The organism is Cytobacillus sp. C11.1 (assembly GCF_058145115.1).
On sequence record NZ_CM176935.1, the window covers coordinates 3,280,012 to 3,293,289 of the forward strand.

14 protein-coding genes and 1 pseudogene are annotated in these 13,278 nt (G+C 39.2%); 7 read left to right on the forward strand and 8 right to left on the reverse strand.

Annotation, left to right across the window (positions count from 1 at the left end; all coding sequences use genetic code 11):
- Nucleotides 1-69 precede the first annotated feature (69 nt).
- The 3 genes and pseudogenes from AC3ZVC_RS16260 to AC3ZVC_RS16270 all read right to left on the reverse strand — a co-directional run bounded on the left by AC3ZVC_RS16260 (nt 70) and on the right by AC3ZVC_RS16270 (nt 2,653).
- A pseudogene (locus AC3ZVC_RS16260) lies at nt 70-1,013 on the reverse strand (metal ABC transporter solute-binding protein, Zn/Mn family).
- 36 nt (nt 1,014-1,049) lie between these two features.
- Complete coding sequence (locus tag AC3ZVC_RS16265; RefSeq protein WP_490064253.1) at nt 1,050-1,907, reverse strand: metal ABC transporter permease; 858 nt, start codon at nt 1,905-1,907, stop codon at nt 1,050-1,052.
- Nucleotides 1,907-2,653, reverse strand: a complete 747-nt coding sequence (locus AC3ZVC_RS16270; RefSeq protein WP_490064254.1) for a metal ABC transporter ATP-binding protein — start codon at nt 2,651-2,653, stop codon at nt 1,907-1,909. The genes AC3ZVC_RS16265 and AC3ZVC_RS16270 overlap by 1 nt, the downstream gene beginning before the upstream one ends.
- A gap of 519 nt (nt 2,654-3,172) precedes the next feature.
- Between AC3ZVC_RS16270 and AC3ZVC_RS16275 the strand changes: the two genes are divergently transcribed.
- Nucleotides 3,173-3,325 (forward strand): hypothetical protein, encoded by a 153-nt coding sequence (locus tag AC3ZVC_RS16275; protein WP_490064255.1) that lies wholly within the window; start codon nt 3,173-3,175, stop codon nt 3,323-3,325.
- Nucleotides 3,326-3,577: 252 nt separating this feature from the next.
- Nucleotides 3,578-3,799: a hypothetical protein gene (locus AC3ZVC_RS16280; RefSeq protein WP_490064256.1), complete on the forward strand. Its 222-nt coding sequence runs from the start codon at nt 3,578-3,580 to the stop codon at nt 3,797-3,799.
- A 321-nt stretch (nt 3,800-4,120) separates the two neighbouring features.
- Here AC3ZVC_RS16280 and AC3ZVC_RS16285 read toward each other — a convergent pair whose 3' ends face one another.
- Nucleotides 4,121-5,005, reverse strand: coding sequence for an AraC family transcriptional regulator (locus AC3ZVC_RS16285; protein ID WP_490064257.1), 885 nt, complete (start codon nt 5,003-5,005; stop codon nt 4,121-4,123).
- Nucleotides 5,006-5,109: 104 nt separating this feature from the next.
- Between AC3ZVC_RS16285 and AC3ZVC_RS16290 the strand changes: the two genes are divergently transcribed.
- Nucleotides 5,110-6,063, forward strand: a complete 954-nt coding sequence (locus tag AC3ZVC_RS16290; protein ID WP_490064258.1) for a DMT family transporter — start codon at nt 5,110-5,112, stop codon at nt 6,061-6,063.
- Between the two features lie 49 nt (nt 6,064-6,112).
- On the opposite strand, the gene AC3ZVC_RS16295 is transcribed toward AC3ZVC_RS16290, so the two are convergent.
- Complete coding sequence (locus AC3ZVC_RS16295) at nt 6,113-6,580, reverse strand: hypothetical protein (RefSeq protein ID WP_490064259.1); 468 nt, start codon at nt 6,578-6,580, stop codon at nt 6,113-6,115.
- Nucleotides 6,581-6,792: 212 nt separating this feature from the next.
- Between AC3ZVC_RS16295 and AC3ZVC_RS16300 the strand changes: the two genes are divergently transcribed.
- Nucleotides 6,793-7,794, forward strand: coding sequence for an LLM class flavin-dependent oxidoreductase (locus tag AC3ZVC_RS16300; protein WP_490064260.1), 1,002 nt, complete (start codon nt 6,793-6,795; stop codon nt 7,792-7,794).
- A 163-nt stretch (nt 7,795-7,957) separates the two neighbouring features.
- Here the strand turns inward: AC3ZVC_RS16300 and AC3ZVC_RS16305 are convergent, their stop codons facing one another.
- Together AC3ZVC_RS16305 and AC3ZVC_RS16310 are read right to left on the reverse strand one after the other, a co-directional pair.
- A complete protein-coding gene (locus tag AC3ZVC_RS16305; RefSeq protein WP_490064261.1) occupies nt 7,958-8,341 on the reverse strand; it encodes a VOC family protein in 384 nt (127 codons plus the stop codon).
- A gap of 294 nt (nt 8,342-8,635) precedes the next feature.
- Nucleotides 8,636-9,364: a hypothetical protein gene (locus AC3ZVC_RS16310; RefSeq protein ID WP_490064262.1), complete on the reverse strand. Its 729-nt coding sequence runs from the start codon at nt 9,362-9,364 to the stop codon at nt 8,636-8,638.
- A 486-nt stretch (nt 9,365-9,850) separates the two neighbouring features.
- Here AC3ZVC_RS16310 and AC3ZVC_RS16315 point away from each other — a divergent pair, with 486 nt between their 5' ends.
- Nucleotides 9,851-10,855, forward strand: coding sequence for a peptidoglycan recognition protein family protein (locus AC3ZVC_RS16315; protein WP_490064263.1), 1,005 nt, complete (start codon nt 9,851-9,853; stop codon nt 10,853-10,855).
- A gap of 35 nt (nt 10,856-10,890) precedes the next feature.
- On the opposite strand, the gene AC3ZVC_RS16320 is transcribed toward AC3ZVC_RS16315, so the two are convergent.
- Nucleotides 10,891-11,109, reverse strand: coding sequence for a hypothetical protein (locus AC3ZVC_RS16320; protein WP_490064264.1), 219 nt, complete (start codon nt 11,107-11,109; stop codon nt 10,891-10,893).
- A gap of 153 nt (nt 11,110-11,262) precedes the next feature.
- Here AC3ZVC_RS16320 and AC3ZVC_RS16325 point away from each other — a divergent pair, with 153 nt between their 5' ends.
- Nucleotides 11,263-12,351 (forward strand): threonine aldolase family protein, encoded by a 1,089-nt coding sequence (locus AC3ZVC_RS16325; RefSeq protein WP_490064265.1) that lies wholly within the window; start codon nt 11,263-11,265, stop codon nt 12,349-12,351.
- 35 nt (nt 12,352-12,386) lie between these two features.
- The gene (locus AC3ZVC_RS16330; protein ID WP_490064266.1) at nt 12,387-12,815 is read left to right on the forward strand and encodes a hypothetical protein; all 429 of its coding nucleotides are present in this window, start codon (nt 12,387-12,389) and stop codon (nt 12,813-12,815) included.
- The last annotated feature ends 463 nt before the right edge of the window (nt 12,816-13,278 follow it).

Consider the following 13,278-nt stretch of genomic DNA (forward strand, 5'->3'; position numbering starts at 1 on the left):
TATTATGAAAATAGACACCTCTTCTTATGGAAGAGGTGTCTATGTTTTTAAAGTTTGTTTAATTTCAGGTTACTTAGACAAGCCTTCTTTAATCGTCTTTATATTCCATTCCATCATAGAGATATACGTATCACCGTCTTCACCCGGCTTTGCTATTGAGTCTGTGAACACTTTGCCCATGATCGGAACATTGGTTTCATCGGATACGGCATCCATGCTTCGAGCGTCAATGCTTGTTTCCAGGAATAGTCCTGTAATTCCTTTTTCATTGATAATATCTACAATTCTTGTAATTTGTTCAGGTGTTCCCTGGTTTTCCTGATTGATCTCCCAGATATATTCTGCCTGGAATCCATAGGCTTCACTAAAATATTTAAAAGCCCCTTCACTTGTGACAAGAACCCGTTCATTTTCTGGAATTTCATTAAATTGTTCAACGGCCTCGTCATGCAGTTTTTGAAGCTTACCGATATATTCTTCGGCGTTTTTCTCGTAAACGTCTTTATTGTCAGGATCCACCTTGATTAGTCCATCTCTGGCATTTTCTGCGTATTTGATTCCATTTCGAATATCCAGCCATGCATGCGGATCTCTTCGCTTTCTTTGCCCTTTGTTGTTAAGTGCATCGCCTCAACACCTTCACTCATTAGGAAGACAGGAGCATCTTCTCCGTCTTTGCCGGCAGTTTCCATCAGGTTATCAAACCATGAGTTGCCGGCTTCCAGATTTAAGCCGTTGTAAAAAACAGCATCAGCATCAGTCGTTTTTTGCACATCTTCAGGGAGCGGGTCATATTCGTGCGGGTTGGAACCAATGGGTGCTAAACTATGAATCTCAACTAAATCTCCGCCTACATTTTTAACGATGTCATACACAATCGAGTAGGTAGTAACAACTTGAACTTTCCCATCTTCGCTGGCAGAAGTGCTGCTGCTTTCTTCACCGCTGCACGCTGACAATAAAAACATGGAGAGAAGGGATGCTGCTAATAAAAGAAATCCTTTTTTAACCATTCGTTTTTCCCCCTTGGTATTTTTGATTTTATTAAATTAAACTAATGAAGCTCTTTTCTTCTTTACTTTCAGCGTTTTCCAAATCAACCCATGCTTCGGAGAGAATAAGAAAACGAGAACGAAAATAGCAGTCGCCGCCATGACAATGGTTGCTCCTGAAGCTAAGTTGTACGTGAAGCTGAAATAAAGTCCAACGATGGATGAAACCACACCAATGCCTGCCGCAAGAAAAATCATGACCCATAGACGCTCTGTCAGCAGATAAGCAGCCGCAGCAGGTGTAATTAACATGGCTACAACCAAGATAATTCCAACGGTCTGCAGGGAGGCGACGGTTACCATTGTCAAAAGGGTCATGAGGAAATAATGTATTAAACGAACTGGCAAGCCGTATGCTGCTCCCATCGTTTCATCAAACGAGGTAACCAATAATTCTTTGTAAAAGAGATAAACAGCCGCTAAAACAATAATGCCAATCCCCAGTGTGATCCACATATCTGAAGACCTTACAGCCAGCACATTTCCAAATAAAATATGGTATAAGTCTGTACTGCTTTTTAACATCGTAATAATAATAATTCCTGAAGCAAATGCCGCTGTAAACATGATCCCGATAGAGGTATCATGCTTTATACGGCTGTTCTGGGATACAAATCCAATGGCAATTGCTGTTAAAACTCCACTAAAAACGGCCCCAAAAAAGAAGTTAATACCCAGCATATAGGAGATGGCGACACCTGGCAGTACTGCATGTGAGATTGCATCCCCCATGAGAGCCATTCCTCTCAGAATGATAAAGCAGCCAATGACTCCGCAGATAATCCCTACCATAACCGATGTTAATAACGCTTTTTGCAGAAAACCATACTGCATTACCGCTTCAATAAAAGCCATTATAACGACACCCCAATCTCATTCATAAAAGCAAATTGCCCTTTGTAAGCTTTTTCGATTACCTCAGGCTTGAAAACTTCATCGACCGTACCGAAACAGATTAGTTCTTTGTTTAGTAAGATTAGCTGATTGAAATAATCATTCGCTTTACTTAGATCATGATGAACCACAATAACCGTTTTTCCTTGCCTGCAAAGTTCTTTTAAAATGTTAACAATGGTTTCTTCACTGGAAACATCAACTCCCACAAAAGGCTCATCGAGGAAAAACAGATCTGCTTGCTGGGCAAGGGCTCTTGCCAGAAAGACACGCTGCTGCTGTCCGCCAGATAATTCTCCAATTTGCCTCTTGCTGAATTCTTGCATTCCCACCCGCTGGAGACATTCCAGCGCCCATTCTTTTTCTTTTTTCTTTGGGCGGCGGAACAGCTTTAAGTGTGGATAAGTGCCAATAAGAACCGCATCAAGAACGGTTATAGGAAAATCCCAATCTATGTCATTTCGCTGTGGAACATAGGCGATTCTTTTGCGTACTTCTTTGATCGTTCTACCCATCACTTTTACATCGCCTTTATCCTTTGGTATGAGATTCAGCATGGCTTTTAAAAAAGTCGATTTTCCTGCACCGTTTGGCCCGATAATGCCCACCAAATTACCAGTATCAACAGACAGGCTTACTCCTTTTACAGCTTCATTTCCATAATAGGAAACATGCAAATCTTGTATGGAGATAGCTGGACCCTTCATTTTTGTTCTCTCCTTTATTTTTCCATTTTTTAAGCCGGTCATTTTAATTGCGTATAATCAAGTAATCGTCCTTAGGACAAGATTTATAGATTAATAAAAAAGTTTTGCCTTAATGCAAATTATATGCGATTGATAAACAATGTCAACATAAAAAAGTTGCTTTTTATAATTGACTGAGAACTTTGAATGGGCTTAATTCAGACGTGAGAAGGGCTGGACATGGGTTCTGGGAGAGGCTGGATGGGGGAAAGAAAATTTTAAAGATACTGGTCTGAACCAGCAGAAGAAGATGGGGAAGGGTTAGTAGAAAGCAAGCTTGCTCATAATATGGATTCTGTCGTGGCTGTTTTAAAGAAGGTTGAAAATCCTCAATCTCAGCAAGCCATTATGAAAAATATCCAGAAGTCTTTTGAGAAATTTATGAATCCAAGAAGCAGATGCTAATTTTGCAGAAAAAATGGCAGAAATCGAACTGAAACTGGCAAGCGGTCAAATCTCAACAGAAGAAGCTGACCTGAAATGGAAAAGCTGGAAGAAGAGTTAGATAAAAAAGCTGCAAAAACCGAGGAAGAAGAAGAAAGAGATGTTGAGGAAATAAATAATGAGGTAGCGAAAGCAACCGCAGGAGCTGCTGAAGAGGAAGAGAAAAAAGAACAGGAATTAGTAAAGTAAGCTGAAGAAAAACAACGTGAAGATGAAAAGAAAGAAGAAGGCAAAGAATAAATTGATAGAAAGCAGGGTGCTCCAATTATTTGGAACACCCTCTTATTTTGAAGACTTTATTACTTTTATATAAAACATTCTCTTAATCAGAATGAGGTTCACATGGATTCTATAAACAAACTAATTTACTAGTTATCTTGTCCACTCCTTTTTGTAGGACGAGCATATTTTAAAACTATAAGAGACAAGGAGGTGAGAGAGATGTCGTGCAGAAGAAGATTTGATAACAACGATGTAGCAGGTATTTTTGATCGTGAGGACAGAAGAAGGGATATTGATGTGGATAGAGTTTTTATCCGTGCTAATAAAGTTATTGTTGTTGAGGATGATAGAAGAGATCGCAGAAGAAGAGATGATGACAATGTGTTAGGGATTTTTGACCGCAACAACAATAGAAGACGAAGAAATCGATGTCCTTGGTAAACCAGTAAATAAATGAATTTTTATGGATAAGACTGTTGAGCATTTTTCTCAACAGTCTTTATCGTTTCTTTTCTATTCAATACATAGCTATAAAAGTGATCTATGGGGCATGATTGCCGTTCTTTCGTCCCCTTTCTCTTCCCATTTTGTTGCTAGATGATGCCAAGTTATGTTAAAGGGAACAGACCGATATATTCGCTTAATCGTTTTCCGTATGGTCAAATTTATACCGTTCCTACAATAGCCATCCTTCTAAATGCTTTTTGGATAAACATTTCGCAGGACTCATTTCTTTTCCTGCAATTTGGTTATACTAGTCTACTATTTTGGCTGTCGCTCCTTTTTGTAGGCTGATGGTGTTATATTCATCGACTTCCGGAATTTACTGATAAAATAACTGGTGCTGTTAAATCCAACTTTAAAGGCAACTTCAGTGACATTAGACTCTGGTTCTTGAAGCAAGATGAGGCTTTTTTGGATTCGATAATTGATTAGGTAGCTTATCGGAGTTGTTTTTAAGATCCGCTTGAAGTACCGGCAGCATTCAGAACTGCTTAATTGGCCTGATCTTGCGATATCATTCAGTGTGATTTTTTCAGCATAATGGAGGTGGATCCAATTCAACATTTCCTTCATTCGCTGATTTTTGTCCACTTCAGTCCGGTCATACTCTAATTGGAACCCATTCATGATTAACTGCTGCCATATGAATGTTAGCTGACTGGATATGCCAACTTCATAAAAAGGCGGTTTATGCTGAATCAAGCTATTGATTTTTATCATGCTGTCTAAAATGTTTTTTCCCCATTGGTCATAGGCATTAATGGAAATGTACGGCAAATTGGTCGCTTGGATGTATGGATATATATAGCTTGTAAATAGTTCTTGAGGGAGCATGAAATGGGGGGATACATTTAAACAAATATAAATACAGTCACCGCTTACGTCTTCTGCCAAATGCAGGCATCCGCTGTTAATAAATATCCCGTCACCTTCGCTTATTATCCGTTTTTCTTCATTTATCTGAAACATTGCTTTCCCTTTTTTTATTAAAACAAATTGAATTTCCTCATGCCAATGAAGAGGGATTTTGCCGTTTATATTATGAGCAATCTCTGTTTCGTAGCAGGCAACAGGCATTACAATTGTACGGTGGTTCGTAAGCTCTTTTAAGCTTTGATCCACTTTGAAATCTTTTATTTGCAATACAGCACCTCAATATATTTATATTTTTTTATTGAATTTAGCTATTTTTTACACATGTTTTCAATTATTATAACACTATTATTATATTTTAAGGTGGAATGAACATGAACGGACCTTCAAAAAATACTGGCTTAATTCTTGTCATGGCAGGAGCTACTTTTTGGGGAGTTGGCGGCACTGTAGCGCAAAAGCTTTTTCAGGAATATGGAATTGAAGTAAGTTGGCTGGTTACTATTCGGCTGCTTACCGCTGGAATTTTACTATTAGCTGTTCAATATTTGCTTAAAGAGCGGACTCAGGTATTTGGTGTGTGGAAAAATAGAAGGGCGGCTGCACAGCTGGTGATTTTTGGGATGCTAGGCATGCTGGGAGTGCAATATACGTATATGGCATCCATCCATCATGGGAATGCGGCTGTTGCTACGCTTTTGCAATATTTGGCTCCAGCTATGATTATTATTTACTTGGTTTTACGGAAGCAGACCGTATTTACAGGGCGCGATTTCGTGACGGTTTCGCTTGCTTTAGCAGGATCCTTTTTTCTGCTGACGAATGGCTCTGTCTCTCAGCTTTCAGTCCCTGCTCCAGCGATTGTGTGGGGAGTTTTATCCGGAGTAGCCTTAGCGTTTTATACGTTATATGCCGTTCCATTGTTAAAGCAATACGATTCACTGGTGGTTGTCGGCTGGGCAATGGTCATCGGCGGATTCTCTTTAGGTTTTATCCATCCCCCTTGGAAAATGGACTTCTCCAGCTTAACGGCTGAAGCTTATCTTTATTTGGTGTTTGTCATTGTATTTGGAACCATGCTTGCTTTCTGGTTTTATATCGAAAGCTTGCAGAGTCTTACACCAACCGAAACAAGCCTATTAAGCAGTCTGGAACCTTTGGCAGCCGTATTTACAACCGTCATTTGGCTGAAAGAACCGTTTGGAAGCTTTCAATGGGTTGGTACAGCGTGTATATTTGGTATGATTTTACTGTTGGCGTTGAATAAAAAATCCTCCTCCAACACTAAAGAACCCTTGGATGATGAAAAACCCCTCAGAGTCGGCTGACTTTGAGGGTTTTTTTAGGTATAAAATTGTTTATGAAATCAACTTGTCTTTAGTTTACCTCCACTTTATCCGTGTTTCCTTCCTGCCATAGCTGGTAAATATAGAGGAGGACGGCTAGAATCGTCATAGCCAAAAGATTTGCCAGTGGTGAAAAATTGCCATTTTCTCTTATATGAAGGCTATTTAAAAATTTAGTGAAAACGAAACCGTAAAAAAGGTCAACGATTACATTTACAATGATATATAACCAGAACTTACGGAATGTAAAATAGAATATCCAAATGGTACCGGCAAGGAAAATACTATATACCGTAAACAATGGGGCTATTTTGTCCCAGCTGAAGAGTGTCTCTTTAAATTCCCACCAATTGTATGTCCAGGCCAACTGAGCCACTATGGTATTCAGCACTGTAGCCAGAAGGGCAACAGGCATATATCTTCGTAAAGCTGATTGGTTTAAAAAGAACAAAGAAACCCAGGGAATAATAAATATAGACCAAACAACCAATTTTATCATTAGATGATTCCTTTCTTTTAAAAGCAGTAACCTTACTCTAGATTGAACAAGTTTTAGTATGTTTATTCATTTATGCAATCGACGTAGTTGCTGTTTTATCTGAGGTAAAAATGAAAAAGAAAGGGAAAATAAAGACAATGTAAGCATTATATTTTGTATTATTTATTTCGGTTGTTAAAATAAAATCAATTCTTTAAGAAGGGGATAATCAAATGACTAATATACAAATACCTGTTTCGGTTTTAAACCTTGCCCCGATCCGGGAGGGGAAGGATAGCAAACAGGCGATAGAAGACCTTGTTGATCTTGCACAGGCAACGGAGGAAATGGGCTATAAGCGCTATTGGATTGCGGAGCATCATAATACGCCGACGCTAGTAAGTTCTGCGACGTCTCTTTTAATTAAACATACATTGGAACATACGAATACAATCCGTGTGGGCTCAGGCGGAATCATGCTGCCAAACCATGCACCGCTGGTGGTAGCCGAGCAGTTTGGCACGATGGCGACCATTTATCCGGATCGTGTGGATCTTGGTCTTGGAAGGGCACCTGGTACCGATATGATGACGGCCAGTGCACTTCGCCGTTCGAAAAATGACTCTGTTTATACGTTTCCCGAGGATGTTCAGCAGCTGCTTACATACTTTGGCCCATTAGAGGATCAAAGCTATGTGAAAGCCTATCCAGGCGTGGAAACGAATATTCCAATATATATTCTGGGATCGTCCACAGATTCTGCTTATTTGGCAGCAGAGCTTGGACTTCCATATGTATTTGCTTCACACTTTGCACCAAGATATATGGAAGATGCGATTCGGATTTACCGCGCACGATTCAAGCCTTCGCAGTATTTGGATAAGCCATATATGATGATTTGCCTGAATGTCATCGCAGCTGAAACCGATGAAGAAGCAGAATTTTTATCAACTACCATGAAACAATTTTTCTTGAATGTCGTTAGGGGAACACAAATGAAGCTAAGCCCGCCGGTAGAAGACTTGGATTCTCTTTGGAATCCGATGGAAAAAGAAGCGGCCGAAGGGATGTCCAGTGTAACTCTAATGGGAAGCAAGGAAACAGTAAAGGGGCAATTGGCGCAGTTCCAGGACATGTACAATGTCGATGAAATTATGGCTGTGTCCTATATTTATGACGAAGATAAACAAAAGCGTTCATATGAAATCTTCAAAGAGATTGCAGATGGAAAATAAGGAAGGAGAGCGGGGATGAGAGCGGTCCCCGCTCTTTTTTTAGTCCATCATTTCTCGGGAAAGCGCAGGATTAGACTTTTATTTCGCATTTATAGCAGAATTTGACGAACTCTGTAAAACTGACCGGAAAAAGCACCACCCCGGCTAGGAGCGGTGCATATTATTAATTAGTCTTTTCCATGACAGCAAAATAGTTCTCTTCGCTGTCTGCAAAATTAAAGACTCTGCCACCAGGCATATTAACGATATCGCCGACTGTGACATTTTGTTTTTTAAAGTTGTGATAAAGTGTATCAAGGTCATTTGTAAAAAACATGAGGGAAGGTGTACCAAGGTTTAATTCAGGTTCCATCTTTGCAATGAGCTCCTTATTGTGCAGAACAAAGGTGGTTTCTGCTTCCTTTGCAGGAGCAATTTCGATCCATCTCATTCCTTCGCCATTATCTTCTTCGGAAATAACAATAAAGCCCGCTTTTTCAGTCCAAAATCTTACTGCTTGATCCTGGTCATTGACGTATAACATGATTTGGCCGACGTTCTGAATCATTTTCCTCACTCCATTTTTTATTTAAGGTTCTTTTAAATTTGCCTGTTGATTTCCGCTGCAGGCACTCCCTTTCCGCGGGCGGTCCGGGAGCCTCCTCGTCGCTTTGCTCCTGTGGGGTCTCCCTTTGATCCGCACTCCCGCAGGAGTCTCGTGCCTTCCGCTCCAATCAACAGAGTGCTAAAAACAACAATAAGCGCTAACATAGCCTTATTAAAATTTTGTAAGTATGTATAATTCCTGCTGCCACAGTGATTATAACATTTTTTCTGTAGAATTATTTCATTACTCTGATATTTATTCTTTGATAAATTCTTCTTTGTATAAAGCAGGGTTCGCCTTGGTATTCAGGCTCTGTGTGGAGGCCCAAAGATTCGCAAGGAATCGAGGCATCATTTGCTGTGAAGGAAGATTGCTGTATCTGGAAAAATAGATGAATAGCTTCAGGTAATTCCGGGCATTGTATGGCTGGTGAATCACCTTTGCATAATACTCATTTTCAGTAATCGTCGCAAAAGAACGGGTTTCAAAGCCGGAAATAAACCGTGTGCATTCACCTTTATATTCGTTTTGGATATAGTGAATCTTTTTGATAATTGTCGGATCGTCTGTACCATCATAGTTGGCAAGCCTGGCCTGTAGGAATGCCGGAACGGAATCAAGTTCAGGTACCAGGGAGAGTACATGCCCATATGCTTTATCATGTCCCTCGTAAAATGGGGAAATATCCAAATCCTGCATCAAATCCACAAGCTGTAAATCCTCGTTTTTTAAATAAGGCGGCCTGAATATTTGCCTTGAAAGCTTCAGCTCATCAAGCGAATTGCAGACAAAGCATTTGAAAAAATACCATTGTCCCTGATCATCCAAGCTGATTTCATAGGACTTGTTATTTTTCTCGATCAGATAATCGGTAAACCGGTCTTCACGGTCGAAGGTAAAGTCTGTTTTATTATTTTCCGCTGGCTGAAATCCATAGGGCGGTTTGATTGGAACCGCTATTTCTGAGTAGTATTTTTTAATCATAAAAAAACACACCTTTTAGCATTAAGTTAGTAATGGCTGTTTACGTATAAATTGTTGTTTTTGGACTATAAAGCTTGCCCGTTGATTTCCGCTCCAGTCACTTGCTTTCCGCGGGGAGGAACGGGAGCCTCCTCGGCGTTAAACGCCTGCGGGGTCTCCCGCTCCCTCTCTTCCCGCAGGAGTCAAGTGCCTTCCACTCCAATCAACTCAGTAATTAAAACTAGTTTGTAAGCAACAACCTTTGCGAGAACAGCCTTAATAATTAAGGGTTACCCAATGGAAGGGGGATTCATGCATAATACCAGCAGGTTATTAGATAGCGGAAAATGAACTCCTAGCCGCTTTGTAGAGAAAAGAATTGCTTGGGAACATCTATAAATTGACAATTAATAACGTGGATAATTCGAATTCGTTTTAAAAAAATAATAATGTTGAAATATAAAAAAATGAGAGCAAGCTTTTGATGCCAATGAAAGGATTTGAAAAATGAAGAGATTCCTGATTCTTATATTTAGTTTGATGTTATTTTTTCAAATAAATTTGTCGCCTGTTCATGCACAAAATAACCCACGGAATATTTACGAAGTAAAGGCAGGGGATTATTTATGGAAAATTGCTCATACCTATGGAACTACAGCCAATGACCTTAAATTAATGAACGGGCTGCAGTCTGATTTTCTATTAGTAGGCCAGAAATTAAGAGTTCCAATTATGTACCAGGTTGCTCCCGGGGATACGCTTTGGAAGCTTGCACAATCATTTAGTTCTACGGTTCAGTTAATCAAATCAGCGAATAAGCTTACATCCAATCAGTTGTATGTCGGTCAAAAATTAAAGATTCCACCGAAGAAGCTTGCGATGCAAGGCAAATATGTTCTTATGACAAGAGAGGAATTCAAAGATTGGATTTTTAATCAAAAATTCACGAGGAAAGTGGATAAAATACAGCAGCATCATACGTATCAGCCATCATACAAGCAATTTAATGGTTCCAATCATTTTGACTTAATGAAGGGCATGGAAGAATATCATGTTGAAGGAATGGGCTGGAGTATGATCAGCCAGCAGTTAACCACATTCCCAGATGGAAAGGTAGCAGTGGGAAGACCTTTTAACATTGCTCCAGAAGGCTCGTTCGGTCTGCAAAATAAAGAGGCGATGCACAAAATTGAAGCCGATGCTTTAGCTATTGAAAATCTCGGGAATTTTGATGAGAGTCATATGACAGCAGAACAAAGAGAAACCATTATTACTGTCACAGCTTTGCTTATGCTGAAGTATGGATTAACCCCATCAGTTGACAGTATTACCTACCATCATTGGTGGGATATTAATTCCGGTGAAAGAGTGTTGGACAATAGTCACGGACATGCTGTTAAAACTTGTCCTGGCAATGATTTTTTCGGTGGAAACTCTACTGCTAGCGCCAAGAAAAACTTTTATCCTTTAGTAAGACAAAAAATGCAAGAAATTAGAGCAACTATGCGTTAATAAGCAAAACCCGCATGCATATGCGGGTTTTTTGCTTATCTCTTTTTCTTTTTTGAATTATCCAGTACCACTTTATTTTTATTAACGCTTTCCAAGACCACTTGCACATGGACTTTATGGTCTTCAGTTGTTTTTACGCTTGTAACTTTTCCTTTTCGTCCTTTAATTTTGACTTCTTCTCCTTCAGCTGGCACATTTTTGAGCAATTGATTTAATAAGATAGTTTTGCCTTCTAAGTAATAAACGATAAACATCCTTGTCTCACCTATTTCTTATAGAATAAGGAAAATGTATCCTTTCTATAAAATATAGGAAGGGGGTGAAAATTAGACCTATTGATAAAACGAAAAAATGATATAGTTAAATTATCTATCTAATAATTCTGAAAGAAGACAGGTGCATACATAATGACCAGAACAAAATTATTCTCGTCCTTTAAAGAAACAAAATATCAATTGGCCGGCCATGGAGCACGTAATGTTGGAGTATTGAAAACCGCTTTTCAAGATATTGAAGAAAATTTGGAAAGTGATTTATATGGAGAAGGAAAGGTCATTGAAGAATTTCAAAAAAAGATGGCTGTATTGCTTGGCAAGGAGTCGGCTGTTTTTTTTCCAAGCGGAACAATGGCACAGCAGATTGCTTTGCGTATTTGGTGTGATGAAATGGGGATAGGTAAAGTAGCGTATCATCCATTAAGTCATTTAGAAATTCACGAAGAAGACGGTTTGAAAAAATTACATAACATTGAAACGATTTTGCTTGCTGACAAAACACGTGTGATTGAGCTGGAGGATGTTGAGGAAATGGAGGAAAACATCGCCTGCTTGCTGCTGGAATTGCCTCAGCGGGAAATCGGCGGACAATTGCCGAGCTTTGAAACGCTGGAACAAATTTCGAAGCTTTGCCGTGAAAAAGGAATCAAGCTGCATCTTGATGGAGCCCGATTGCTGGAGGTACTGCCATATTACCAGAAAACTGCAGCTGAAATCAGTGCTCTTTTTGACAGCGTCTATATGTCGTTTTATAAAGGGGTTGGCGGGATTGCTGGTGCAATACTCGCTGGTAACGAAGAATTTATTGGCCAATCGAAAACCTGGAAAAGGCGGTATGGCGGTGATTTGATTAGCTTGTATCCGTACATCCTTTCAGCAGATTTTTATTATGAAAAACGCAAACATAAAATGGGACAGTATTATGAAGCGGCTAAGGAGCTCGCCAAGCTCTATAATTCTTGCCATGATATTACTACATTGCCACTCAAACCAGTTTCTAACATGTTTCATGTTCATTTCCATCACCCGAAAGAGAAGGTGGAGGATGCCCTTATTCAAATTCATGAGAAAACGGGTGTTGGCATCTCAGGTTATCTAAGTGAAATTGATGAAAATACAAGTTATTTCGAAGTGAGCTTGGGTGACCTTTATAATCATGTGCCAAAGGCAATACTTAATACATTATTCCAGCAGCTTGATGAAGCGATGAAGCAATTGTAGACCAGCGACCATTTTTAAAGTAAGGAGTAAAAACAATGAGTTTAGTTAATTATCTGGGCTGCAATTTTAAGTTGCCAATTCGTGCAGAAGAAAATGATGATGACATCCAAATAGGAGACTTCTTCTCAGATAAAGAGATGAGAAATATGGTAAAGAAACACTTTTCTACGAAGTATGTGTATGAAATAACCTCAAATAAATACGGAACCATATGGTTTAATCGATATTACAAAAAAGATTACCCAAAGGGACATATTGAAGGTCAAGAAGCATTCCTAGCATTATGTGAATTCTTGGACCGTTATCTGACTGAAGGAGAATATTGCGAATTATATACCTGCTGGGTAGGGGAAGAATCGCAAGATAAAGAGCACGAACAAACCATCTTTATAAATAATTTTGATATAAATGAAGTGGAGATTAATGAAAAAACGATGCTTGTTATTAGAAAGGGTCTTATCTGATAAATTGTTGTTTTTATTTATGAATCATGCCCGTTGATTTCCGCTGCGGGCACTTGCTTTCCGCGGGGAGGAATGGGAGCCTCCTCGGCTTCGCCTGTGGGGTCTCCCACCCCCTCACTTCCCGCAGGAGTCAAGTGCCCTCCGCTACAATCAACTCAGTTGGTTAAAATACGTTTGCCTTCAAAAGCAATAAACTTTACGAAAACAGCCTTATTAAAAAATAGAATTTCATTGCCATGAGCAATACCTCTAGAAGGAGATATGGCTCGTATTCTATCAAACTTAGAAAGATAAGGGTAAAAGAGAGATGAATGGCTAACCGATGTTTTAAGCTATAATTATATCCTTCTGATAAAAGGGTTAGAAGGAGAACTAAGGAAATGAAATAACATTAATATATGGAACAGTTTAAAAACCTATTTTTTTACATAAAAATGAACGTTTTTTTCATATATACGCAATA

Coding starts and splice junctions, on each gene's coding strand:
- AC3ZVC_RS16275 (WP_490064255.1), top strand. CDS start 3,173: ATGGAAAAGCTGGAAGAAGAGTTAGATAAAAAAGCTGCAAAAACCGAG.
- AC3ZVC_RS16305 (WP_490064261.1), bottom strand. CDS start 8,341: ATGATTCAGAACGTCGGCCAAATCATGTTATACGTCAATGACCAGGAT.
- AC3ZVC_RS16325 (WP_490064265.1), top strand. CDS start 11,263: ATGACCAGAACAAAATTATTCTCGTCCTTTAAAGAAACAAAATATCAA.
- AC3ZVC_RS16330 (WP_490064266.1), top strand. CDS start 12,387: ATGAGTTTAGTTAATTATCTGGGCTGCAATTTTAAGTTGCCAATTCGT.
- AC3ZVC_RS16280 (WP_490064256.1), top strand. CDS start 3,578: ATGTCGTGCAGAAGAAGATTTGATAACAACGATGTAGCAGGTATTTTT.
- AC3ZVC_RS16315 (WP_490064263.1), top strand. CDS start 9,851: ATGAAGAGATTCCTGATTCTTATATTTAGTTTGATGTTATTTTTTCAA.
- AC3ZVC_RS16290 (WP_490064258.1), top strand. CDS start 5,110: ATGAACGGACCTTCAAAAAATACTGGCTTAATTCTTGTCATGGCAGGA.
- AC3ZVC_RS16320 (WP_490064264.1), bottom strand. CDS start 11,109: ATGTTTATCGTTTATTACTTAGAAGGCAAAACTATCTTATTAAATCAA.
- AC3ZVC_RS16300 (WP_490064260.1), top strand. CDS start 6,793: ATGACTAATATACAAATACCTGTTTCGGTTTTAAACCTTGCCCCGATC.
- AC3ZVC_RS16295 (WP_490064259.1), bottom strand. CDS start 6,580: ATGATAAAATTGGTTGTTTGGTCTATATTTATTATTCCCTGGGTTTCT.
- AC3ZVC_RS16270 (WP_490064254.1), bottom strand. CDS start 2,653: ATGAAGGGTCCAGCTATCTCCATACAAGATTTGCATGTTTCCTATTAT.
- AC3ZVC_RS16265 (WP_490064253.1), bottom strand. CDS start 1,907: ATGGCTTTTATTGAAGCGGTAATGCAGTATGGTTTTCTGCAAAAAGCG.
- AC3ZVC_RS16310 (WP_490064262.1), bottom strand. CDS start 9,364: ATGATTAAAAAATACTACTCAGAAATAGCGGTTCCAATCAAACCGCCC.